General features: G+C 72.3%; 17 protein-coding genes. 5 read left to right on the forward strand and 12 right to left on the reverse strand.

Translation table 11 applies throughout. The annotated features are described in order from the left end of the window. The first annotated feature begins 53 nt into the window (after window positions 1–53). Window positions 54–680 (forward strand): NUDIX hydrolase, encoded by a 627-nt coding sequence (locus tag C1N71_RS13280; RefSeq protein WP_217496005.1) that lies wholly within the window; start codon window positions 54–56, stop codon window positions 678–680. 57 nt (window positions 681–737) lie between these two features. Here C1N71_RS13280 and C1N71_RS13285 read toward each other — a convergent pair whose 3' ends face one another. The 3 genes from C1N71_RS13285 to C1N71_RS13295 are packed head-to-tail and all read right to left on the reverse strand — an operon-like array spanning window position 738 to window position 4,860. Then, complete coding sequence (locus tag C1N71_RS13285; RefSeq protein WP_137756842.1) at window positions 738–3,143, reverse strand: DUF429 domain-containing protein; 2,406 nt, start codon at window positions 3,141–3,143, stop codon at window positions 738–740. Between the two features lie 20 nt (window positions 3,144–3,163). Then, entirely contained in the window at window positions 3,164–4,216 is a 1,053-nt protein-coding gene (locus tag C1N71_RS13290) for a PD-(D/E)XK nuclease family protein (RefSeq protein WP_137756843.1), read from the reverse strand. An 11-nt stretch (window positions 4,217–4,227) separates the two neighbouring features. Then, window positions 4,228–4,860 (reverse strand): vWA domain-containing protein, encoded by a 633-nt coding sequence (locus C1N71_RS13295; protein ID WP_137756844.1) that lies wholly within the window; start codon window positions 4,858–4,860, stop codon window positions 4,228–4,230. 110 nt (window positions 4,861–4,970) lie between these two features. Here C1N71_RS13295 and C1N71_RS13300 point away from each other — a divergent pair, with 110 nt between their 5' ends. From C1N71_RS13300 to C1N71_RS13310, 3 genes are all read left to right on the forward strand, one after another. Further along, window positions 4,971–5,534: a hypothetical protein gene (locus tag C1N71_RS13300; protein WP_217496006.1), complete on the forward strand. Its 564-nt coding sequence runs from the start codon at window positions 4,971–4,973 to the stop codon at window positions 5,532–5,534. 314 nt (window positions 5,535–5,848) lie between these two features. After that, window positions 5,849–6,277, forward strand: coding sequence for a hypothetical protein (locus C1N71_RS13305; protein WP_137756846.1), 429 nt, complete (start codon window positions 5,849–5,851; stop codon window positions 6,275–6,277). Window positions 6,278–6,670: 393 nt separating this feature from the next. Continuing rightward, window positions 6,671–7,768, forward strand: coding sequence for a PD-(D/E)XK nuclease family protein (locus tag C1N71_RS13310; protein ID WP_137756847.1), 1,098 nt, complete (start codon window positions 6,671–6,673; stop codon window positions 7,766–7,768). A 19-nt stretch (window positions 7,769–7,787) separates the two neighbouring features. Here C1N71_RS13310 and C1N71_RS13315 read toward each other — a convergent pair whose 3' ends face one another. Next, complete coding sequence (locus C1N71_RS13315) at window positions 7,788–8,627, reverse strand: HNH endonuclease family protein (protein WP_137756848.1); 840 nt, start codon at window positions 8,625–8,627, stop codon at window positions 7,788–7,790. Between the two features lie 22 nt (window positions 8,628–8,649). Then, entirely contained in the window at window positions 8,650–9,516 is an 867-nt protein-coding gene (locus C1N71_RS15170) for an excalibur calcium-binding domain-containing protein (protein ID WP_254678014.1), read from the reverse strand. 203 nt (window positions 9,517–9,719) lie between these two features. On the opposite strand from C1N71_RS15170, the gene C1N71_RS13325 reads away from it, so the two are divergent. Further along, window positions 9,720–11,099, forward strand: a complete 1,380-nt coding sequence (locus tag C1N71_RS13325) for an APC family permease (RefSeq protein WP_137756850.1) — start codon at window positions 9,720–9,722, stop codon at window positions 11,097–11,099. 634 nt (window positions 11,100–11,733) lie between these two features. Here C1N71_RS13325 and C1N71_RS13330 read toward each other — a convergent pair. The 7 genes from C1N71_RS13330 to C1N71_RS13360 all read right to left on the reverse strand — a co-directional run bounded on the left by C1N71_RS13330 (window position 11,734) and on the right by C1N71_RS13360 (window position 23,453). Further along, the gene (locus C1N71_RS13330; protein ID WP_137756851.1) at window positions 11,734–16,410 is read right to left on the reverse strand and encodes a fibronectin type III domain-containing protein; all 4,677 of its coding nucleotides are present in this window, start codon (window positions 16,408–16,410) and stop codon (window positions 11,734–11,736) included. A 122-nt stretch (window positions 16,411–16,532) separates the two neighbouring features. Continuing rightward, entirely contained in the window at window positions 16,533–17,378 is an 846-nt protein-coding gene (locus C1N71_RS13335; RefSeq protein ID WP_175414228.1) for a Cof-type HAD-IIB family hydrolase, read from the reverse strand. Between the two features lie 109 nt (window positions 17,379–17,487). Beyond that, window positions 17,488–18,033 (reverse strand): NYN domain-containing protein, encoded by a 546-nt coding sequence (locus C1N71_RS13340; protein ID WP_137756853.1) that lies wholly within the window; start codon window positions 18,031–18,033, stop codon window positions 17,488–17,490. A 385-nt stretch (window positions 18,034–18,418) separates the two neighbouring features. Continuing rightward, window positions 18,419–19,411: an alpha/beta hydrolase gene (locus C1N71_RS13345; protein WP_217496008.1), complete on the reverse strand. Its 993-nt coding sequence runs from the start codon at window positions 19,409–19,411 to the stop codon at window positions 18,419–18,421. Between the two features lie 79 nt (window positions 19,412–19,490). Continuing rightward, on the reverse strand, window positions 19,491–20,078 hold the full coding sequence (locus C1N71_RS13350; RefSeq protein WP_137756854.1) for a putative glycolipid-binding domain-containing protein: 588 nt from the start codon (window positions 20,076–20,078) through the stop codon (window positions 19,491–19,493). A 152-nt stretch (window positions 20,079–20,230) separates the two neighbouring features. Continuing rightward, complete coding sequence (locus C1N71_RS13355; RefSeq protein ID WP_137756855.1) at window positions 20,231–22,510, reverse strand: hypothetical protein; 2,280 nt, start codon at window positions 22,508–22,510, stop codon at window positions 20,231–20,233. Window positions 22,511–22,649: 139 nt separating this feature from the next. Continuing rightward, the gene (locus C1N71_RS13360; RefSeq protein WP_368074127.1) at window positions 22,650–23,453 is read right to left on the reverse strand and encodes a sulfite exporter TauE/SafE family protein; all 804 of its coding nucleotides are present in this window, start codon (window positions 23,451–23,453) and stop codon (window positions 22,650–22,652) included. Window positions 23,454–23,509 lie beyond the last annotated feature (56 nt).

Consider the following 23,509-nt stretch of genomic DNA (forward strand, 5'->3'; position numbering starts at 1 on the left):
CTGATCTAAGTTGATGCCACCGACATTAGCGCGCATCTGCTTGAATGGCGAGCGTGACCTCGCACCATGACGCATCCGGCAGGTCCCTCGCCGACTACCCCAGGCCCTCGGTCGCCGTCGACACCGCGGTGCTGACCGTCGACGGCGACGCTCTCCGTGTCCTGCTCGTCGATGCTCCCGAGCGCCGCGGACGCCGCCTGCCGGGCACGTTCCTGCACGCCGGCGAGACGCTCGAGGATGCTGTGCGTCGCTCGCTCGAGCACAAGGCAGGCGTGACGGGCGTGCGACCGTCGCAGCTGCACGTCTTCGACGCGCTGGACCGTGACACTCGAGGGTGGGTGCTCTCGGTCGCACACGTGGTCGTCGTCCCTCCCCAGGCGGCAGGGCATGCGTCGCTCGTGCCGATCGACGATGCGCACGGCCTCGACTTCGACCACGACGACATCGTCACCCGCGCGGTCGCGTGGATGCGGGGCCGATACGCGGAGCATCCCGATCCGGACGGCGTGCTCGACGACGCATTCACCCTGCGCGAGCTGCGGCGTGTGCACGAGACGGTCGCCGGCCAGCGGCTGCAGCCCGACACCTTCCGCCGCGCCATGCTGCCGCACCTCGCCGAGACGGGCGAGGTCGCGCGCGGAGGCGTCGGGAAGCCTGCGCAGCGCTTCCGTCGTCGCTGAGCGTTCAGCGACAGCCGGGAGAGGTCGACGGGCGACCCGTCGCCGCATCCCGACCGCTCAAGCCTCGTGGCCGAGCGCGGCGAGGGCGCGTTGCACGACTCCCCATGCGGTCGAGCCGCGAGCCTGCTGAGGCAGTCCTTCGACGAACGTGAGGACGTGCTCGCGCAGGACCTTGTCGTCGGGCGTCAGGGCCGAGTCGAAGCCCTCGCGCAGCAGATAGTCGTGGCTGTCGGCAGACAGCGCGACGAGCGCATCGAGCAGGATCTCGACCTGCCGCCCCGCCCAACCCGTCGCGGAGGCGAAGTCCGCGCCCTCGACGTCCATCGGCACCGCGCGTGCCGTGCCCTGCAGCAGTGCCGCGTCGAGCGGATCCCAGCGCACCTGCAGCGCCGTCGCGGACGGGTGCTCGCCGACATGGCGCACCGCCCGACGCACGTCGTGCACGATCTCGTGGAAGTGATCGTCGCCGAAGCCGAAGCCGACGAAGAGCAGATGATGCGTGATGAGGTGGGCCTTCACGATCGACGAGAGCGCCCCGCGACTCGCAGCGAAGCCGAGGTAGTCGCCTCGCGTGAGCACGATCGTGGCCGGATCCTCGATCGTGCCGTGCAGCTTGAGCAGCCATCGGCGCGCGTCGGGGTCGACCTCGCGGTCGGCGATGACTGCGAGCCGATCGCCTCCCACGTCCTCCGCTGCCTGCTCGAAGAGCCGGTCGTAGTTCAGCGTGATCGCCTGCGACGGAGCGAGGGTCGCCAGCAGCGCAGGCGCGAGCCCGTAGCGCGCCAGCGCGACCTGAGAGGCGATCGCCTCGCGAAACGCGATCCGATCCTCGTCGGAGGCGCCGAATCGGCTCTCGAGGATCGACGCCTGATCGAGCGGCGAGCGGTCGGCGCGGAGCAGGGAGTCGCGTTCGTGGTCGGTCAGCGCGGCCCGGTCCGCGAGCCGCTCGATGAGCGCGCGCCACGTCGGGCCTCCGCCGCTCACGCTCACGCCCGCTCCCATGAACGGCACGAGTCGACCCGCGCGGGCGAACCTGGCGAGCCGCTCCACCTCCACCCGCTGCTCGGCCGTCAGCTCAAGCCAAGGATCGTGCTCACCGCCGGCGGCGCTGCGTCTGCCGTGCTGCACATGCGCGAAGGTCGCCGCATCCTGGATCACGATCGCGACGTCGACCCCATGCTCGGCGGCAGCCGATCGAGCCGTGCGGAGGAGCACCGCGAGCACCTCTCCTCGCACGCGAGCGCCTCCCCCTGCTCCGGTGCCGAACGACGGCATGGCCAGCAGTGGCACGACCCGCGTCGAGCGCGCGCGAGCGACAGCGGCGCCGACGGCGACGAAGTCGCGCACGGCCCGGATGAGGTGCTGCATGCCCCCCGGCGCCTCGACGCCGCGCAGCGGCACGGCCGTGAGGATCGGCGTCGGACCTTCGTGCGTCTCACCCCCCGCCAGTGGCACCGCGAGCCGCCGACCCTCGACGAACTCGTCCGGCACCGATCGTCGGACGCGATCGTGGATGTCCTCCAGATCCCAGCGACCGGTGACCTCGCCGCGTTGATCGCTCGGCAGCAGCCATGCGTCGCAGGCCAGGTGGAGGAGATCGCCGCGCGTGACGAAGACGTGCGAGGCGGGGTGCGGTGCGTCCTCGGCGACGGTCTCGAGGGACGGCTCGTCAGCGATCGTCGCCTCCGACGAGTCGACCGATGCGTCTGCCGCGCTCCGAGTCCGGCGGGCGGGCGCCCACGTCGGCGGGGGCGGCGCGACGATGTAGCCCTCGCGCACGTCGCCGTAGACCTGCAGCGCATCCGATCCCTGCGCCCAGAGCCACGCGAGGTGGGCGCAGAAGATCCCATCGATCTCGTCCTCGACGCGGCCGAGCGCTCCCGGCCCGGTGGCCGCCTCGACGGTGGCGCGGATCGCGAGCCAGCTCGGCGCGTGCTGCAGGCGCAGCGCCGCGATGCCCTCCATGAGCGCGAGGAGCCGCAGCGTCTCCGCGTGCTGCACCGCGAATCCCTGCTTCTTGCGCTTGTACTTCAGCGTCCTGTCGAGCGCGAACAGGCCGACCATCGCGGGATGCGGATAGACCTCGATGGCGACGCGCTCGCGCTGCGCCGACTCCGCGTCGATGCCGAGACCCATCCGTTGCGCCAGCGTAAGCGCGCGGGGCGGATCGAAGTGCGGGTTGGAGGTGTTCGCCGGGTACGCGCCCGCGTCGAAGCGACCGAACGCTGCGTGGATCTCCTGCTCGCAGCGCCGGCTCCCCGATTCGTTGGCCACGATGAGCGGCGCATCCATGGCGACGATCCCGGTGCGGGATGCATGGCGCTCGACCCACGCGACGATCTCGTCGTCGGTCGTGACCGTCGCGGAGGCCAGCAGCGCGCCGCGCTCGTCGACCGCCGCCACACCCGAGCGGTTGCGCGGCCCCCAGGCGAGATCGATGCCGATGTGGACGAGTGATTGCATGAGCGCCTCCTCGCGCGACTTTAGGACGGTCCGCTGGCCGAGCGCCGTGACTCGAGTGGTGCGACCCGTTGGGACACCCACGATGCGAAGCCCGCGAGGTCGGCGACGGTCAGCGCGGGCGCCTTGGCGTACCGGTAGACGAAGTCGGGCGCGTAGTGGTTGAACTCGCTGCTGCCGACCGCGTCGAACTCTGGCGGGAGCGCGAACCAGCTCGGATGCGCCCGCGAGAGCGAGGTGCGCACGTCCTTCGCTCCCTCGTCACGGCCACGCGCGATCGGCTCATCGAAGATGACGGCGCGTCGCAGCTGCGAGCCCTGCAGCTGCCACCCGAGACGCACGTCGAGCCCGTCGTCGACCACGCGGGCGAACGCCTCGACCAGCGGCGTGCCTCTGGTCATGTCGGCCCGGATGCGCCAGCGGTCCCCGAGGTCGAGCGCCCGAAGGTGGCGAGCCACGTGCGTCGCTCGTGCCTTGTGCAGCGCTGCGCGCGTCTGACGACTCCCGATGACGTCGAGGACGCGCGGAGCAAGCCAGACCGACTCGCCCTCCGACCTCACGGCGACCGCGTCGACGAGCGACTGGACGTCACGCGCGAGCGCCGCATACCGACGCATCGTCTCGACCTCGTAGGACGAACCGCTCGGCAGTGCGGCTTCGATCGCCGCCGCCAGCTCGCGGTAGTCGATGTGCGTCCATCTGCCGAGTGCGAAGTCGGGCGTGCTGGCCGCCAGGAGCACGAACGCGGGAGGCGTCGACCACCGCGCCACGGCATCCTCGTATCGACGCAGCTGCACAGCGTCGGGCAGCGCGAACACCTTGTTCTCCACGACGAGCGGAGAGCGGCCCGGAAGGCGCACCACGAGGTCGAGATGAGATCGCTCGCGCTCGATCGAACGGGATGCGACGTCCCCGTCGACCATGAAGGGCCGAAAGACTGCGTCGGCAGCCTCTGGCAACGCGTCGAAGAACCACGCGATCAGGTTGCTGTGGAACAGCTCGCGCTGGCCATGCATCAGCCGTCCGAGCGGATTCGCCTCGATGCTGCGCGCCGCCCGCGCGACCTCGTCGTCCATGGTCCTCGAGCCTACGAGCCGGCGCCCATCGCCGACCCGCGCTCGTCGCCGTCGAAGCCGCGCCGCTCGCCTCGACGGAGGTCGGACATGTAGCGACTCATGGAGGCGCCGGCCGCTCCGACAGCGCCGGGAGCCGGCGCGTAGGTCATGGAGGCATCCCGCGCGAAGCCGAGGCGCGCACCCGTGAGGACCGCGTCCTGGTTCGCGCCGAGGAAGACGAAGTCCCAGCCGAACTCGGTGCGCTGACGCTCGACAGTCGCCTTCACGGACTCGGCCGTCCACTCCTGGCTCGCGTTCTCGAGCCCGTCGGTCACGACGATGACCTGCACGGTGGACGGGCGCGCATGCTCGGGCATGGCGGCGAGCCGAGCTCCGAACTGCTGCACGGCGACGCCGATCGCGTCGTAGAGCGCCGTGGCACCGCGCGGCTCGAGCTCGATGCGCACGACCTCGGGATCGCCGAGCACGACCGCGTGCTCGATGCGGTCGTCGAACGTGACGACGTCGACCGTGAGCAGACCGGGTTCCTTCCGCTGCTCGGCGATCATCACCTCGAGCGCCTGCACCATCTCGTCGCGGATCGTCGACATCGAGCCGCTGCGGTCGATGACGAGGAGCATCGCCGTGTAACTGGGATCGGTCATGCCGGCCTTCCTCTTCGTGAACGATCCTCAGTGTGCTGTGCACCACCGACACGAACTGACCTGTGGACAACTCCACGGTCGTCGCGGAGGCTGCTCGTATGGTCTCGGGCATGGATCGGCGGACGCGGTGGATGCGGTGGGGTGCCGTCGGCGCTGCCGCGGTGGTGGCGCTGGCCGGATGCGGGGGCGGGGATGAGCCGGAGCCTTCCGCCTCCCCGGCTCAGACAGACCCCGAACCGACGCTGTCGAACGATGAGTTCGCGACGAACGCGGCTGACACAGCGATCGAGTTCGTCGCATTGACGGATCGCGCTTTTGCTGACTTGGAAGTGCCTCCCGAACTCTACGAACTCACGACTGATGAGATCGCGGCGAACATCGCGGCCGATGTTGACGAGTACCTGCAGCAGGGATATCGACTCGAGGGCAGTTCGGCTCTCATCAACATCACACCACTCTCCGTCCAGCCGTCCGCGGAGGACAGCGCTGTCGTTTCACTGGAAGCTTGTCTCGACACAAGCGGGAGTCAGGTCGTCGATGGCTCAGGTCAGCCGATCTCGGGCGGCGGTTCGGAGCGCCGACCAGTGACGTTCGAGGTGCGGTGGCAAAACGACATGGGCCGAGTGGTTGCCACCGCATTCCCCGGCACGAGCGGTGATCCAGAATGCGTGTAGTTCCACTTGCCCTTCTACTCGCAATGACCCCACTTGCCGCCGTTGGCACTTCACAATCCGGCTGCTCTCAAGGCGCTGGATGGGGAAGTCAAAACCTTGAGATCGCAGGTTCGTGCTCGGGCGGTTCACCAGCAGTCGACATCGAGGCTGTCGCCGCTCCAAACACACCAACCGACCCATCGCTGCGCGCCCTCACCCCCCGCGAGCTCCGCTGCAACCTCGGCAGCGACGAGCTCTGCAACCCAGCCGAGGGCGCCGCTCCGATCACCATCGCCGACCTCGCGTCCTTCAGGCCAGCCGTCGGCGAGCTCGTCGTGCAACCCGAGAACTGGGGCGTGCTCGGCATCCCGACGAACTTCGTCGCGACTGCGACCGACCACGTGCAGCAGGGCACGCTGCTCGGGCAGCCTGTCGAGGTGCGGTGGCGGCCCGTCGCGTTCACCTTCGACTACGGGGACGGGACCGTCGTGACCACCGACGATGCTGGCGCGCTCTGGCAGGCGAGCGACGACGACTGGACGTCGACCGCGACGAGCCACGAGTACCAGACGCGCGGCGACTACACCGCGACCGTGACGATCACCTTCGAGGCGGACCTCGCCACCGATGGCGCATGGGCGACCGTGCCGGGCACGCTCGAGCTCGCCGCACCTGCTGAGGCGGTGCAGGTCTTCGAGGTGCAGACGGTGCTCACGCGAGGTGACTGCATCGCGTATCCGAACGATCCGGGGTGCTCGCCGTAGCGATCGTTGGTGGGCTCCTTCGAGGCTCGCTTCGCTCGCACCTCAAGGAGCGGGACTTGGAGACGCTCGCACTTCAAGGCGTGCGGGAACGGGACTGAGAGACGAGCACTGGCGGGCTCCTTTCGAGGCTCGCTTCGCTCGCACCTCAAGGAGCGGGATTGGGGTGCGTTGGTGGGATCCTTTCGAGGCTCGCTTCGCTCGCACCTCAAGGAGCGGTCATGGGGAGGGCTTCGGTCGCACCTCGAAGAGCGGTTACGAGGTCGCTTCGCTCGCACCTCAAGGAGCGGACACAGCGGGTCGCCAGGCGCCCTCGGCGCGCGAAGGGCGAGGCCGAAGCCGAGATCCGCGGCGGATCCTCAGGCACGCGGACCCGGGCTCGCCTACCATCCGGACATGGCGTCGCACGCGTACGAGTTCCTCGAGGAGCCGTTCGTGGGCGCGTTCGAGCCGCCGGCTCCGGTCAACGTCTTCACGCTCACCGGCACGGCGCGGGTCGAACCGGTCGCATCCACCGTGCTCGCCTTCCTGCTCGACCCGAACGAGCGCCACCGATTCGGCACGACGTTCGTCGACGCGCTCGTGACCCTGCTCGACGGTGCCGCCACCGAGCGCGGGCCGTTCGACGCCGGCCGCTGCGCGGGCTCGAGCGAGTGGTCCGTGACGACCGAGACCCGCGCCGGGGTCGGCGACCGCGTCGACGTGCTGCTCGAGAACGAGCACCTCGACGTCGCCATCGTCGTCACGACCGGTGCCGAGCCGGGCAGCGACGAGCGCGGCAGGCAGCTCGCACGCATCCGCGACGTCCGCGCCACGGTCGTCGAGGCGACGATCGCCCGGGCACGCACGCGACCCGACCTCGCGACGGACGCTACGCACCGCATCCACTCGCTCGCCTACGACGACCTCTTCGACGCTGCCGACGCCGCGCTCTACGACGTCGGCCCCGTCGCCGAGCAGCGCAGCCTCGAGCTGTACGCGCAGTTCCGCGAGTCCATGAGCGAGAGGATCGCGAGGATGACGATCGAGCACGAGCAGCGACGGCTCGACGAGCTGTGGTCGGCGATCGGCCAGCGGCAGGATCAGGTGCTCGACTTCTTCACCGCGCTCGACGCGGCGAACGCCGTGCTCGTCGCGAGAGCCACACGCCTGCGACGGGCGATCGACGAGCGGCTGCACGCCGCCGGTGCTCCACATTCGTCCTCGATCGTCAATGCGGGTGACCACGCCTGGGGACGCAGCCGCGGCGAGCGCGCCCTCGTCTACCTCGGGTTCGCGCCGAGCACGGGTGGTGCGATCGAGCTGCTCGTCGGCTGGCTGCCGCGCACCGGCACCTTCGGGTACGCCGTGCACGCGCATCGCGAGCGCGAGCGCCCGCCGCGCACGTGGGACCACATCCCCCTCGGCCTTCCCTTCGACGCCGATGAGGATGCGGTCGCCGACCGCTTCGCCCACCTCGCGCTGCGCTGGGCGGCGGGCGAGCGCCCCGACTGACACCGCCGATCGATCCGGATCAGTCCGCGGGCACGATCCCCGGCTCGTCGCCGCATCCGGTCAGCACCGCCTCGGCGGTCGCATGCGACGCCGCCGTCATCGACAGGCCGTAGCGTGCCACGCCCTCGACGATCGTGATGACGAAGCCGCAGCGCGCATCGGCCTCCGGCGGCAGCCACTCCGCGAGATCCGAGTCGCTGCGCGACTGGTTGATGCCGCCCTCGACCGCGAGCAGCAGCGACGTGTCGTTCGCGAACTGCACGCGCTGCTCTGGGCTCCACGCCCACGCACCGCTGCGCCAGGCGAGCGCGAGCGGCACGAGATGGTCGATCTGCACCGCCTGCGACGTCTGCTCGCCGTGCTGGAACGGCACGAGGACGCCGGTGTACGGGTCGTCGAGCACGCCGGTCTGCACACGGCACGAACCGTCGGCGAACATGACGATCTGGTCGAGGTCGCGCATGAGCACGTCCTGCCGCTGGCTGCAGCCGTTGCCGTCGACGTCGATCCACGCGTCGCCGAACTCGGCACGTCGATAGTCGGGCACCCAGGCGGAGGCGTCGGTGACCGGGATGGTCGCCAGTGCCTGCAGCGCACCCTCAGCGGCCGTCGGCGGCGCAGGAGGCGGCGCCGCCTCGACGGGCGCGCTCGGTGACGGCGTCGATGCCGGCTCCGACGGCGTGACGCTCGGCGACGAGCTCGGAGACCCAGACGCGACCGGCTCCGCGGCGGGCGACGACGAGGGCTGCCCCGCTCCGAGCATCCGCGGGAGGACGAGGGATCCGACCAGCGCCACCACCGAGAGCAGCAGGGCGACGATCGAGAGCAGCCCGAATCCCGAGCGGAGGAAGCCGCTCACGTCGTGGCCGTCGAAGCGCGCGTCACGACTCGCAGCCGACGCCGTCGCCGTCGCGATCGAGATGAGGCCCGTAGCCCGGCTGCCCCGCGTAGACCGGCGCAGCACCAGCCTGCCGAGCGGCCGTGCAGTTCTGGTAGTAGACGTTCGACGGCGCGACTGGTGCAGCAGGCGCGGCGGCCTGCGGCACGGCGGCGACCGGAGCGGGCGCGGGTGCGGCAGCGGCCGCCTGCGCGGTCGCGAGCTCAGCCTGCAGGGATGCGATCGTCGCGTCTCGCTCGGCGACGGTCGACTGCGCGGCAGCGAGGTCCGTCTGCGCGGTCGCGAGCTCGGCCTCGACCGACGTCAGCGTCGACGCGAGCTCGTCGACCTCGTCCTCGGCAGCGAGGACGTCCTCGGCCTGCTCGTCGACCAGCAGCTGCAGCTCGTCGGACTCGGCGATCGCACCGGCGAGCTCCGTCGTCGTGGTCGCCAGCTCGCTCTGCAGGCTCTGCACCTCCCCGGCCTGGCCGAGCCCTCCGGCGCACGAGCCGAGCGCGAAGAGGGTCAACGCCCCGGCGCCGATGAGGAGGACGCGCGGCCAGCGGCGCTTCGCGCGTCCGCCGCCATCGAACGGATGCCCTCCACCCGGCGCACCGGCGAAGGCCATGGGATTCGGCACGGCGCCAGGCGAGCGCTGCGGGATGGGTGCCGTCGGCACGGGCACGCCGCCGGGCATCGGCATCGCCGCCGTGGGATTCGGCACCGGCACTGTCGGTCCGGGGGCCGGCGCCATCGGGTTCGGCACCCGCTGCTCGCCGCGCGCCCACGGCAGCGACTGCGCACGCTGCTGCGCCCAGTCCTGCGCGGCCTCGGCCCTGTCGGGCATCCAACCCATCGCACGCTCGTCCATGCGAACCTCCACAGCTCTCGGCTGCGTGAGGAGCAGCGTCGGCCGATCGTATCCCGGCACTGAGGATTCGTCATAGGCCAATGAATAACGATCGCGACACGCTCTCGCCAGCGACGCTCGAGGCGTCGCACGCATCCGCCGATCCCGCAACTGCGTGGACGACCCAGCGCGCCACTCGCCGATCCGTGGCATGCTCACTCGCTATGGCAGACGCACCTGCAGCACGCACCGTCGAACCCGACGAGACCGGCACGAAGCTGAAGCGCGGCATCACGACGCTGCTGCTGTTCTTCTTCATCGTCGGCGACACGCTCGGCGCCGGCATCTACACGCTCGTGGGCACGCTCGCGCAGGACGTCGGCGGAGCCCTCTGGGTGCCGCTGCTCCTCGCACTCGTGCTCGCGCTGCTCACCGCCGGCACCTACGCGGAGCTCATCACCAAGTACCCGCACGCCGGCGGCGCCGCGCGCTTCGCCGAGCGCGCCTTCAAGAAGCCGTTCGTGACCTTCCTCATCGGCTTCCTCATGCTGTCGTCCGGCATCACGACGTCGGCGGCCCTCGCCAACGCGTTCGCGGGCGACTACCTGCAGGCGCTCGTGCCGAACGCGCCGACCGTCGCGGTGACGCTGATCTTCATCGCGCTGCTGATCCTCATCAACATCCGCGGCGTCCGCGAGTCGCTCATCGCCAACGTCGGCGCGACGCTCATCGAGATGACCGGCCTCATCATCATCATCGTCATCGCCGCGCTCGTGATCTTCGGCGGCGGCGGCGACCCGGGCCGGCTCACGACGTTCGCGGATGGGGTGCCCCCGATCTCCGGCGCGTTCGCCGCGACGATCACCGCCTTCTTCTCGTTCCTCGGCTTCGAGGCCGCTGCGAACATGGCCGAGGAGGTCAAGGACCCGTCGCGCTCGTACCCGCGCGCGCTGTTCGGCGCCATCCTCACCGCCGCCGTCGTCTACCTCGCGATCGCGATCGGCGCCGCCGTCGTCGTGCCCACCGACCAGCTCGCGACCTCCGAGGGTCCGCTGCTCGAGGTGATCACCGCATCCGGCTTCTCGTTCCCGTCGTGGCTGTTCGCGATCATCGCGCTCGTCGCGATCGGCAACGGCGCGCTGCTGTTCATGGTCATGGCCTCCCGCGCCACCTACGGCCTCGCCGAGGCGAAGCTGCTGCCGAAGGTCTTCGGCGCCGTGCTCTCGGGCCGCCGCACGCCGTGGGTCGCGATCCTCACCGTCGGCATCGTCACGATGGCGATGTCGTTCGTCGGCGACGTCGGCACCCTCGCCGACACGACGGTGCTGCTGCTCGTGCTCGTCTTCATCTCCGCGAACATCTCGGTGCTCGTGCTGAAGAAGGACCAGGTGCAGCACAAGCACTTCTCGGTGCCGCGCATCGTGCCCGTGCTCGCGCTCATCGCATCCATCGGGCTGCTCACGCAGCAGTCGGGCACGACGTGGCTCATCGCGCTCGGCTACGTCGTCGTCGGCACGATCCTCTTCCTCATCGCCCGCATCGCCCGCAAGCGCGAGCACGAGCGCGGCACGGCCGAGCCGACCCGGGCCATCCCGCTCGAGTGATCCCGCCCGCTCGCGTCGGCGATGACGCGAGCGGACGGATGGATGCGGGGCGGCCCTTCGGGCTCGCCCCGCATTCGTGTGTGGGCCTGGGTGCGGTCGGCGCCGCGTCCTGCTCCCGGCCGCACGGTGGCCACGAAGGGCTGCCCTTCGTGGCCACTGGCCGCCCTTCGTGGCCACCGTCGAACCCTCCGTGGCCGATCGCGACCCTCCGTGGCCACCGTCGAACCCTGCATGGCCGATCGCGACCCTCCGTGGCCACCGTCGAACCCTCCGTGGCCGATCGCGACCCTCCGTGGCCACCGTCGAACCCTGCATGGCCGATCGCGACCCTCCGTGGCCACCGTCGAACCCTGCATGGCCGATCGCGACCCTTCGTGGCCAGCGTCGAACCCTTTTTGGCCGATCGCGACCCTTCGTGGCCACCGTCGGACCGTTCGTGGCCAGTACGGGGGATCGGAGCCGCGCCCGGACGCCGAGCAGGCGGGGCGGGTCGGGAGTATCGAGGGACGCCGCCGCGAGGCGGCCGCACCTCGGTTGGGCGCGAAGGACGGAGGCAGCCGCTCCTGGGTGGGGCGCAGACGACCGAGGCGGCCGCCCCGCACGGGAGCGGCCGCCTCGGCGCGGCGAGGTTCGGTCAGCGCGCCGTCGCCCGGCGGGTCGTCGCTCGGCGGCGCACCGCCGCGCCACCCAGCACGAGCGCGGCACCCGCGAGCAGCATCGGCAGGAGCAGCAGCTCGACGCCGGTGCGCGGCAGCGCATCCGAGCCGCCCGATGCCTGCGCGCCACCCGTCGGGGCGGGCGCCGCAGGCACGGGCGCGACCGGCGGCGTCACGGCGGGCGGGTCGACCACCGGCGGCGTCACGATCGGCCCGGCGATCGTGATCGGCGTGCGTGAGATCGGCGCGTCCGCATCCGCAGCCTCGAGCCGCACGACGATCTCGTGCGCGCCGGGCTCGACGCCACCCGGGATCGTCACCGACATCGCCAGCACGCCGTCCGCATCCACCGCGCCGCGACCGAGCTCGATCGGGGTCGAGTGCAGCTCGACGACGGCGATCGCACCCGCGGGCAGGCCCGAGGCGCGGATCTCGACGACGTCGCCAGCCCGGAGCGTCGAGCCGGCGAGCGCTGCGCCGCCCGGGCCGAGCAGCGTCGGCGCGAAGCGGAAGGGCGTCGCGACGACCGAGACGGCAGTGCCCGCACCGTTTGCGTTGACAGCCGCGACCGAGAGCGTCACGGGCACGCCGTTCTGCAGGCCCGAGACGATCGCCGAGGTGCCGTCCACGACGACGTCGACCGGCACGTCGACGCCGTCGATCGTCGCCGTCACGGCGTGCTCGACGATCGGCGAGCCGCCGTCGAACGCCGGCGCGTCCCAGCGCAGCGTCACGATGCCGTCGCCGGCCGTGGCCTCGAGCCCCGTCACCGCATCCGGCACACGGCTCGGGGTCGCGGTGACGACCTCGCTCCACGCACCCGTGCCCGCGACGTTCGCCGCCGCGACCCGGAAGTCGTAGGTCGTGCCGTCGGCGAGGCCCGTGACGACGACGCCCGTCGACGACGCCTGCTCGAGGCCGGCCGGCGTCGCCCACGCCTGGGCGCCGGCCACGCGGTGCTCGACGATCCACGACTGGATCGGCGCGCCGCCGTCGGTCGCGGGCGGCGTCCACGTCAGCGCCACCGCGCCCGCGCCCGCGGCTGCGGCGAGCGTCGCAGGCGCGCCCGGCACAGACCGCGGCGTGGTGGATGCGTACCCGCTCCAGGGCCCGGTGCCCGCAGCGTTCACCGCCGCGACGCGCACGTCGTACGGCTGCCCGTCGACGAGGCCGGAGACGACCGCGGTCGTGCCGTCGACGTCGACCGACGCCGGCGCGGTCCAACGCGGCGCGCCGTCCTCGTCGACGTCGCCGAGGCGGTGCAGCTCGACGAGGTAGCCGGTGACGTCGTCGCCGCCGTCCCACGCCGGCGCGGACCACTCGACGAGGATGCTCTGCGAAGCGGGGAGCGCGCTCACGCCCGTCGGCGCATCCGGCACCGAGCGCGGCGTGACGGTGACGACGTCGGACCAGAAGCCGCGACCGGCGGCGTTGAACGCCGTCACGCGCACCTCGTAGGCGGTGCCGTCGTCGAGCGGCGCGATCGTCGCGGACTGCGCCGTGATCGGGTCGAGCATCGTCCACGCCGTCTCGCCGACGGCACGGTGCTCGACCAGGTAGCCGCCGATCGGCGCGCCACCGTCGAACGCGGGCGCCGCCCACGTCACATCGGCGCTGCCCGAGCCAGGCGTCGCGACGACGGACGTCGGCGCGTCGGGCACGCGGCGTGGCGTGAACGACTCGATGGCGCTGGGGACCCCGTCGCCGGCCGCCGTGACGGCGTGGACGCGCACCTCGTGCACGACGCCGTCGGCGAGGCCGAAGATCAGCGACGACGGCCGAGTCGCGGGAGCCACGTCGACGACCTCCCAGTCACCGCCCGGCGCACGCACCTCCACGACGAACTCGTCGACCGGCAGGCCTCCGTCGCCGGGCACCGTCCACGACAGGAAGGCACCGCCGGCGTGGGGACCGATGATGATCCAGGTCGGCGCTGCCGCGATCGTGTGCGGCGTGGCCGTCGCGATCGCGCTCCACGCGCCCCGTCCTGCGTCGTTCGCTGCCGCGACCCGCAGCTCCACCGTGCTGCCGTTCGCGAGCCCCGTGAGCACGACCTGCGTGTCGTCGACCCCATCCACCGCCGTCCAGTCGCCGCCGTCGATGCGACGCTCGACCACGACGCTCGTCACGGGCGCGCCGCCGTCGTCGCCGAGCACCCAGGAGAGCGTGACGGATCCGTCGCCGGGCACGGCGACGAGGTCGGTCGGCGCGTCGGGCGCGCGACGCGGCGTGAACGACTCGACGGCGCTGAGGGCACCGTCGCCTCCGCCGGTCACGGCGTGGACGCGCACCTCGTACGTCACTCCGTCGACGAGGCTGGAGAGGAACGTCCACGGCAGGTACCCGGGAACCCGGTCGAAGACCATCCACTCACCGCCCGACGCGCGCAGCTCGACGATGTACCAGTCGATCGGCAGGCCGCCACCGTCGGGCACGGTCCACGAAAGCACCGCGCCGCCCTCGTGCGGAGCGACGGTCTGCCAGTCGGGCGCCGCCGCGAGCGTGTGCGGGACCGCCGTGACGACCGTGCTCCACGGGCCGGTGCCGACCTCGTTGGTCGCCGCGACCCGCAGCTGGACCCTCGTGCCGTTCGCGATGTCGTCGAGCGCGAGCTCGGTGCCCGCGACGCTCGAGACGTCCGTCCACTCGCCGCCCGCGATGCGCTGCTGCACGAGGTAGCCGAACACGTCGGCACCGCCGTCGTAGAGCGGCGCCGCCCACGTCAGGGCGATGGATCGGTCGCCGCCCACCGCGACGACGCCGATCGGCTCGCCGGGTACGGCACGGGGCGTCGCCGTCACGGTGGCGAACGCGCCGAGGCCGAGGCCGTTGCGAGCGGCGACGCGCACCTGCACCTCGACGCCGTTGGCGAGGTCCATGATCCACGCGTACGTGCCGTCGATCTCCGACTCGGGCAGGTCGATCCACGCGTCCGTGCCGACGCGGTACTGCACGACGTACGAGGTGATGGCCGAGCCGCCGTCCTCCGCCGGCGCCATCCACGCGACGTCGATGGTGCCGTCGCCCACCTGCGTCTCGAGCCCGGTCGGCGCATCCGGCTGGCGCATCGGCTGCACCGAGACGGTGCCGGACGGTGCGCCGAGCCCCGAGATATTCTGCGCGCGCACGCGCAGCTGCGAGACCTCGCCGAGCGGGAGTCCGGTCACGTACGTGCCGACCCGGTCGCCGGGGAGGGTCGCGTGCTGCACCCAGACGCCACCGACGAGACGCTCGACGACGTACTGCTGCACGGGCGTGCCGTACGGATCGAATGGCGCGTTCCAATCGAGCCGCACGGAGTCGGAGGAGGTGAAGGACGAGAGCCCGCTGGGCGCGCGCGGCGCCTCCGGCACGTACACGCTGCTGGGCTCGCTGTATGCGCTCTGGCCCACCTCGTTCAGCGCCGAGACGCGGAACTCCTGCACCGTGCCGAGGGGAACGTCGAGCTCGATCGAGAGGCCGCTGACGAAGCGCGTGCCGTTCGGCGTCAGCACCCAGTAGCCGCGCGACGTGCCGCCGTTCATCGCCGGCTCCACCCACGTCACCCGCACCGAGCCCGGACCGACGATCTCCACGGTCGGCGCGGCCGGCGTGGCCGGCTCCGTGATGCGCGTCGCCTGCACGACCGACGGAGCCCCGAAGCCGAAGTCGTTGATCGCGAGGACCGTGACGTCGACCCTGCTGCCGGGTGCGAGGTCGAAGACGAGGGACGTCGCGTCGGTGGTCTGCCAGTCGCGGTCGCCCACGCGCACGCGGTAGGAGAGCGGGAGTCCGCCCGTGTCGCGTGGGGCCGACCAGGTCAGGACCATCTGGTCGCCCTGCTGACCCACCGCGAGGTCCTGCACCATGCCCGGCACCGTGGGGTCGACCCTGATGCTCGCCGCGATCGAATGCGCCCCGAACGCGTTCGTCGCATCGACCGCGAAGTCGAACGTGCCCGCGGCCGTCGGCGTGCCGCTCACCACGCCGCTGGGCGACAGCGTCAGGCCGGGCGGCAGCGAGGTGCCTGGCCACAGCCGCACGGTCGGCGTCGGAGACCCCTGGAGCACGAACCCGGCCGCGTACGGCTGGCCGGCCGTCGCACGCGGCAGGGTGCCGCTGACGCTGGGCGCGGTGCCGGCCTGGACGTACGTGCGAAAGACGAGGTCGTCGCCTGCTCCGGAGATCCCGCCCGGATAGTTCTCGTTCGTCGAGAACCGGACGATGCCGGACCCGGAGCCGGTGAAGGTGACCATGTAGGTCGAGCCCGCCAGGACGGTCGGCGGCTGCGAGATCGGGATGTGCAGCCAGCCGGTGCTCAGCACCTGCGCAGATCCCGAGCCGGCGATCGGCGCGGAGCCACCGACGGCCGAGAGCGTGGCCGTGATGGTGGTGCCCGGTGCGGCGATCTCGTAGACGTCGAAGTCGACGGCGTCGAGCAAGCCCGAGCGGCCGGCGGTGAAGGTCTGCGTCTCCTCGAACGGGACCGTGGCGTCGAAGACGAAGTCGACGGCGGAACGCGGGTTCTGCTGGTCGATCGTGCTCGCCGCCTGCGCGGCGGGCGCCGGCGCGAGCAGCAGCCCGCCGAGCGCGACGGCGGCGGCGGATGCGCCGGCCAGCAGGCTGCGGAGGACGTGGCGGGACCGGACGGATGCGGTGCGGGCTGCGTGTGCCATGGGACGCCTTCGGCATGGAGCGCCGAACGGGCCGCTACGACAGATGAGTCCGGCTCAGGATACGCCGAGGGATCCTCGATCGCCTAGCCACGCCGAGGAGCGCTCGCGCCGGGGCTCCCGCCTCAGACCAGCCCGTGCCGCACGAAGGCGTTCCAGATGCCGTCGTCGAGCACGCCCGTCGTCGACTCCGACGCGCGCTCGCGCACCTCGACGACCGCATCCGCCATCGCGATGCCCGTGCCGACGACGTCGAACATCTCGACGTCGTTCGACGAGTCGCCGATGCCGATCGCCTGCTCGGCGGTGAAGCCGAGCATCGGCAGCAGCGTCTCGATCGCCGCGCCCTTCGTCACGCCCGCGCGGCTCACCTCGCCGCTCGCCGTGCCGAGGTTCGGCATCGTGCCGGTGATGACGTGGAAGTCGGGGCCGAGCGCCTCCGAGATGCGGGCGAAGTTCCCGAGGTCCTCCCCGAGGAACATCGCCTTCGCGACGTGGTCGGTCGGCAGCGGCTCGCGCTGCACGAGCGGCGCGACCCGCGGATGCTCGTGCGGCTCGATGCCCTCGAACGTCTCGCCGGCGAACTCGCGCAGGTACCAGGCGTAGAGGCGGTGCACGCCCTCCGTCGGGTAGACGCCCTCGCGGGACTGCAGGTAGTACTCGACGCCCGCATCCTGGAACACCGCGACCATGCGTGCCACGAGCTCGGCGTCCATCGTGCGCTCGAGCACCTGCTCGTCGCCGATCGCCGCGTAGCCCCCGCCCGCGGTGATCGCGCCGTCGAAGCCGATCGCCGCGACGTGGTCCGGCACCTCTCCGGGCGCGCGGCCCGTCGCGAGCAGCACCGTGTGCCCGTTCGCCCGCGCCTGCCGCACCGCCTCGATCGTCGAGTCGGCGACGCGCGCCGCCTCGTCCATGATCGTGCCGTCCACGTCGAGGAAGACGACGCGGGCGTCGGATGCGTGCGGCATGGATGCCTCTCGAATCGGGTCGGATGCGCGGGTGCGACGCCCGCGCATCCATCCCATCACTCGCCCGCGGTCGGAGCGAATCGGGCCCGAGGGCTCGACGCGGCAGGCGTCAGAGGAACTGCGCCGGGTCGAACTCGTCGATCGAGATGACGCGCACGCGCGGGAGGCGCGACGTGAACGCGCCGACCTCGTACTCGAGGTCGAACGTCTCGATGCCGGGCACCTGGCGCAGGCTCGTGGCGATGAATTCGCCGAACGCGACGAGCCCGAGGCGGCGGCCGTTGCCGGCGAGCGCCGTCATCTGCGGCGCGAAGTCGCCGTCATGGCTCACGAGCATGACGTCGTCGTCGCGGTCGCGCAGCGCCTCCGCCGTGCGCTGGATGGCGATGTCGACGACCTTGCCCTCGCCCTGCAGCGGCACGGGGGTGTAGCCCATCGCGAGCAGCGCCTGCACGAACGACATCGGCAGCGTCTCCTGCACGGCGAGGAAGAAGAGCCCCTTGGCCGGCTGCTGCCACTCCTGCTCGGCGAAGTCGAGCAGCACGTTCCACCGCGGGCGCTCGTGCGGATCCGGGCGGCGGCCGAGCACCGACTGGCCGAGCGTCGCGTCGATGTTCTCGCCGTCGACGAGGAGGTACGTGGTGCGCTCGGTCATGGGTCGACCGTAGTGCCCGGTGCTGGGCGGCACCGCGCGCCGCTTCGCGCCCGCCGTGCGCGACTGCGCGCTCGCCGTCGCCGTTCGCGTCTCGCAGGCGATCCCGGGTCACGAGGGAAGATCGCCCTCCAGCGGCGAGATCGCCTGCGAAACGCAGACGCGTCGCCGCTGCATCGCTGGGATGTCGTTTGCGTTTCGCAGGCGATCCGGGGAGGCGGAGGGAAGATACCCCTCTGCCTACCCTGATCGCCTGCAGAACGCTCCGCGCGCACCGCGGGCACCGCACTCCGTGCGTTTCGCAGGCGATTCAGCCTCACGAGGGAAGATCGCCCTCCAGCGGCGAGATCGCCTGCGAAACGCAATCCGCCCGGGTCTGCCCCGAAGGTCAGCCGTCGCTGACGAGCGCCGCCCGCAGCGCCTCGCGGATCGCACGCTCGAACGCCCGCGAGCCCGGAGCGTCCGGTCGCAGGGTCTCGAACACGTGGTGCGCTCCCGGCACCTCGACGAGCTCGACCTCGACGCCCGCCGCACGCAGCCGCGCGGCGTAGGCGACGTCCTCCGCGTGGAAGAGGTCGAGGTCCCCCACGCCGATCCAGGCGGGCGGCAGGCCCGCGAGGTCCGGCCGCCGTGCCGCCACCGCGCCCGGCGTCGCCGGGTCGACGCCCCTGAGGTACGACGACCATCCGTACCGGTTCGAGGCGGCCGACCACGCGTACCGCCCGCGGTCGTCGACGCGACGCCGCGTGCGGTCGTCGAGCATCGGGTAGATCAGCACCTGGATCGCCAGCTGGATGCCGAGGTCGGTCGCGGTCTGCGCGGTGCAGGCGGCGAGTCCACCGCCAGCGCTGTCGCCGACGACGGCGATGCGGCTCGCATCCACGCCTTCGGCATCCGACGATGCGACGATCCAGCGCAGCGCGTCGACGCAGTCGTCGATCGCGGCGGGGAACGGATGCTCCGGCGCGAGCCGGTAGTCGACGCTCACGACGCGCACGCCGACCTCGGCGGCGATCGTCGAGCAGCGCTCGAGCGACTCGACGGCGTGGCCGAGCACGTACCCGCCGCCGTGGAGGTGCAGCACCGCCGGCAGCGGCTCGTCGCCGTCGCGCTCCGGCTCGCAGACCCACACGCGCACCTGCGAGCCGTCGCGCCCCGGCACGAGCCGGTCGGTGACGACGACGCCGTCGGCGATGGGCGATGGACGCGCGGGCAGGACGCGTGAGAGCGCCGCGAGCGGACGCGCGAGCGGCAGGTCGGGCAGCAGCAGCACGGGCGAGCGGTACTGCGGATCCACCTGCCGAGCCGCCGCCACCTGCCGCGCGGCGACGGCGCCGAGCACGACGCCCGCGGCGACCGTCATCGCTGTGCGACGAGTCATCGAGCCACTCCCCTCCCATCCGAGGCCGCCAGCGCGACCGTGGTCGAGCCGATCCCATCGCCGACTCGCCGCGCCCCGGTCATCGCGGCGACACCCGCGTCGCGAATCCCTCGTAGTCGACGACGACGCCGTCCGCGTCGACGAGCAGGCGGAACGCCCCGTGCTCGCGGTCGCCGTACTGCCAGGCGGCGAGGCCGTCGACCGGCTCGAGCCGCGTGTACGTCTGCTCGACGCGGCGCACCGCGAGCGAGGGCACGTCGACCCACGCCACCGTCATGACGGCCTCCTCGCCCACGGCGAGATGCCCGAGCCTGCGGATGGGGATGGCGTTCGTCAGCGGCGTTGCCGCGACGTCGACGTCGGTGGCGCCGTCGAGCGCCGGGCGGTGCTGGCCGTCGATGCTCCAGCGCCAGCCGTCGGTCGTCAGCTCGACGACGCGCGAGCCGAGCTGCGAGAAGGCGCGCACGATCGCCCGCACGGGGCGCGACTCGCCCGTGACGTCGACCGTGAAGGTGCACGACACGGCGGTCGGCGTCGCGAGCACCTCGGTGCCCTGGTACCGACGGCCGCCGTCGATCGCCGACACGCGCGCGACGCTGTGCCCCGTCGACTCGTCGGCTCGCTGCCAGGCGTACATGCGCATCCCGACCTCCTCGTCAGCCCCCATGCGCGCGACGGTACGCCCGTCGCCTGAGCGTCACCAGCCCTGGCCGCGGGATGTCCCCGGATGCTGCGCCCGCTGAGCGGATGTCGGATGCGCGGCGGCGACGGCCGAAGGCGGCGACGGCGCCGATCCGGTGCACGCCACGCGACCGGGCCTCACCGCTGCGGCGGCGGCTGCGGCGGCCACGGCGATGCCGCGCCCTGCCACGGGCCGGGCGGCGCAGGCACCGGCCCGGGCTGCGGCGGCGGCCCGCCCATCGCACCCACGCCGACGGGTGCGGGAGCACCCCATCCGCCCTCGAGCGCGACCACGAGCCCCAGCGCGCGGCCACGGCGCATCGTCTCGAGGTCGACCGTCGCCGCGCCCCGCACCCACGCGTCGCGCGGATCCTCGAGCCGGCAGCACAGCACCGCCGCGACGGGGATCGTGAGGTAGAGCACGGCGATGGAGGTCGTCTCGTCGTCCATGAGCTGACCCATCGTGCGGGCGACGATGACGGAGCCGAGCACGAGCACCTGCGTCGCGAACGGCCAGACGACCGCGATCGCGTCGCCCTCCTTCGTACCGGTGCGCGGAGCCCCGAGGAAGAGCAGGCCGAGCAGGCTCAGCACGACGATGAGCGCCTGCTCGAGGTCGTCCTTCCACACCCCGGGCAGCAGCTGGCCGGCGTGCGCGGTGGCGAGCGGCACGATGGCGAGGCGCAGCAGCAGGTGCCGGTCGACGACGTCGCGGCGACGGGCCGCGCCCCAGATCGCGAGCGCGAGCACCGCGACGACGATGACGAGCACGATCTGCGACGGCGACGCCGCGAAGCGCGGAAGGGTGACCATGAGCAGGTCGTTGCGGAGGATGAGCCACAGCTGCAGCGGGACCGCCACGACGATCGCGACGATCGCGCCCAGGCGGCCGGTGGACCGGCGGAACCGCGGCACGAGCAGAGGGACGAGCAGCAGCACCGTGCAGGCAAGGCCGAGCAGGTTGCCGTAGACGAGCGTGACGTCGAGCACGGCGTCCGAGAGCTGCTCGCTGCCGCCCAGCGCGCCCACGATCGCGGTCGCCGCGAACGACAGGAACGCCATGCCCGCCATCGCCGCGAGCACGAGGATCGTGAGCACGTGCCCGCGCGGGCGCAGCGGCATCCTGCCCGACCGCGCGACGAGCCAGACGACGAGCCCGCCCACGACGATCGCGTGCGGCCACGAGTGCCACGACGCCCACCCCCACAGGTTGGCGTCGAGGTCGCCGAAGAGGTTCGACAGCGGGCCCATGCGCACGAGCACGACGACGAGCGCGAGCGACGCCGCGAGGACGGGTGCCCACGACGCGACGAGGATGCGTCGACCGATGAGGTCGGCGCGCTCGTGCACCTGCTGCGCGTAGAACGCGACGGCGAGGATCGCGGCGAACGCGACGACGATGAGGGTCGGGAACGCGAGGTCGATCCAGGCGCGCAGGAAGACCCACTGCGTCGGCTCGATGGCGCCCACCCAGGTGACGAGCCCCCACTGGACGACGAGCGCGGTCGCGGCGCCGACGGCGAGGTGCACGCGCGGTCGCGGCAGCAGCACGGCGAGCACTGCGAGCACCGCCGCGACGAGGCCGCTCGCGCCGATGCCTGCGATCCACTGCGGCGCCTGACCCGGTCCCGACACCACCATGTTCAGCGTGATGGCGCTCGACAGGACGGCCACCGGCACGGCGATCCACCGCAGCCGCGCCCGCTCGAGCAGCAGCAGCAGCGTGACCGAGGCGAACCCGAGGCCGAAGGTGATCTGCAGCGCGACCCATCCGATGACGTCGTGCGCCCAGTCGCGGCTCGGCGCCTGGCCGGGGAAGACCTGCACGACGCCGGGCGTCAGCAGGATGTCGGCGAAGAGCACCCACGCGGCGAGGAGGACCGCGGCGAACGCGACGGCCGTCCAGGCGACGCCACGGGGCACGAGGCGGCGCAGGCGGCCGGCCCACCAGGCGCGCAGGACGCGCGTGAAGGTGGTGCGGCCGTCGGGGGTGCGGCGCCGCGATGCGGATGACGTGGGGTGCTGCCAGGGGTGGCTGCCGGTCGGAGGCGGTCCCTGCAACGGCATCGCGCCCGTCGGCACGTGCGCATGCTGCAGCGGCATCGCGCTGGTCGGCGCGCCGTAGGCAGGGGATGCGGGCGGAGTCTCGGGATGCGGGGGCTGCGCCGACCCGTACGCGGGCGACGGCGGCGGCTGGTGCTGCTGCCCGGGCCGGGCCCAGGGCGGAGGCTGCCCCTCGGGCGTCCGTGACGCCGCGCCGCCTGCCGCCTGCGGGCCCGGCGCCGACGGCCACGAGGGGCTCGACTGCTGCTCGGACCCGTGCGGAGCGCCCCGGGGCGCATCCGGGCGCGCATCGCGGTGCGACCACGGCGAGCCCTCGCCGGGCCGCCCCGGCTCGGGCGTGCCACGCGGATCCATGCTGCGAGCATGCACCGCCTGGGTGCGAGGTGCCAGGGAGCCGAGCGCCGGCATCCGCTCGCGGGCGCCCGGGTGCAGGCTGCTCGGGGTCGGCGCGACAGTGCGATCGCACGCCGATCGCAGGCGTCGGCCTCGCAGCTCAGGCGGTCGGCGAGTCCTTGCGCGGGCGATCGCGCCACGCCTCGATGCCGGTCTTCACGAGCACGGCGACGAGGAAGATCGCGAAGAGGACGCTCGCCGCGCGCGGATCGAGGATCGCCGCGACCGTCGCGCCGAGCGCCGTCGTGAGGCACGCCGAGACGCCGACGATCGCGGCCGCGACGAGGTCGACGTTCTTGCGCACGAGGTTGCCGATCGTGCCCGAGATCGCCGTCGGCACCATCATGAGCATCGACGTGCCCTTGGCGACGAGGTCGCTCGACGAGAACAGCAGGATGAGCGCCGGCACGACGACAACCCCGCCGCCGATGCCGATGATGCCCGCGAGCACGCCCGTGAAGAGGCCGACGGCGACGAGGCCGGCGATCGTCCAGCCGGTGAGCGCGATGCCGTCGCCGCGCTCGGGCACGAAGAGGAACAGCTGCACGGCGACCGCGATCGCGAACGCCATGAAGAGGATGCGCACGAACGACACGGGCAGGCGCGCGAGCAGCAGCGCGCCGAGCTGCGCGCCGACGACCGAGCCGGCGGCGAGGATGAGGGCGGCGACGACGTCGACGTGACCGGGGATGGCGTAGGCGACGACGCCGACGGCGCTCGTCGGCACGATCGCCGCGAGGCTCGTGCCGCTCGCGAGCTTGCGCTCGAGGCCGCCGAACGCGAGCAGCAGCGGCACGATGACGATGCCGCCGCCGACGCCGAAGAGCCCCGACATGAAGCCGGCGACGAGGCCGATGAGCACGAACGCCAGGTAGCGGCGCTTCGGACGGGACTCGAGGGGCATCGCATCCATCCTGGCACCGCGCGCGTGCCTCGCGATCCCCCACCGTTTGGGCAGTA

This window comes from Agrococcus sp. SGAir0287, assembly GCF_005484985.1.
Lineage (GTDB): Bacteria > Actinomycetota > Actinomycetes > Actinomycetales > Microbacteriaceae > Agrococcus.

Excerpts from the sequence above, each read along its gene's own strand:
- C1N71_RS13285 (WP_137756842.1), bottom strand. The coding sequence starts at position 3,143 with ATGCAATCACTCGTCCACATCGGCATCGATCTCGCCTGGGGGCCGCGC.
- C1N71_RS13290 (WP_137756843.1), bottom strand. The coding sequence starts at position 4,216 with ATGGACGACGAGGTCGCGCGGGCGGCGCGCAGCATCGAGGCGAATCCG.
- C1N71_RS13295 (WP_137756844.1), bottom strand. The coding sequence starts at position 4,860 with ATGACCGATCCCAGTTACACGGCGATGCTCCTCGTCATCGACCGCAGC.
- C1N71_RS13300 (WP_217496006.1), top strand. The coding sequence starts at position 4,971 with ATGGATCGGCGGACGCGGTGGATGCGGTGGGGTGCCGTCGGCGCTGCC.
- C1N71_RS13310 (WP_137756847.1), top strand. The coding sequence starts at position 6,671 with ATGGCGTCGCACGCGTACGAGTTCCTCGAGGAGCCGTTCGTGGGCGCG.
- C1N71_RS15170 (WP_254678014.1), bottom strand. The coding sequence starts at position 9,516 with ATGGACGAGCGTGCGATGGGTTGGATGCCCGACAGGGCCGAGGCCGCG.
- C1N71_RS13325 (WP_137756850.1), top strand. The coding sequence starts at position 9,720 with ATGGCAGACGCACCTGCAGCACGCACCGTCGAACCCGACGAGACCGGC.
- C1N71_RS13330 (WP_137756851.1), bottom strand. The coding sequence starts at position 16,410 with ATGGCACACGCAGCCCGCACCGCATCCGTCCGGTCCCGCCACGTCCTC.
- C1N71_RS13335 (WP_175414228.1), bottom strand. The coding sequence starts at position 17,378 with ATGCCGCACGCATCCGACGCCCGCGTCGTCTTCCTCGACGTGGACGGC.
- C1N71_RS13340 (WP_137756853.1), bottom strand. The coding sequence starts at position 18,033 with ATGACCGAGCGCACCACGTACCTCCTCGTCGACGGCGAGAACATCGAC.
- C1N71_RS13345 (WP_217496008.1), bottom strand. The coding sequence starts at position 19,411 with ATGACTCGTCGCACAGCGATGACGGTCGCCGCGGGCGTCGTGCTCGGC.
- C1N71_RS13350 (WP_137756854.1), bottom strand. The coding sequence starts at position 20,078 with ATGGGGGCTGACGAGGAGGTCGGGATGCGCATGTACGCCTGGCAGCGA.
- C1N71_RS13355 (WP_137756855.1), bottom strand. The coding sequence starts at position 22,510 with ATGGATCCGCGTGGCACGCCCGAGCCGGGGCGGCCCGGCGAGGGCTCG.
- C1N71_RS13360 (WP_368074127.1), bottom strand. The coding sequence starts at position 23,453 with ATGCCCCTCGAGTCCCGTCCGAAGCGCCGCTACCTGGCGTTCGTGCTC.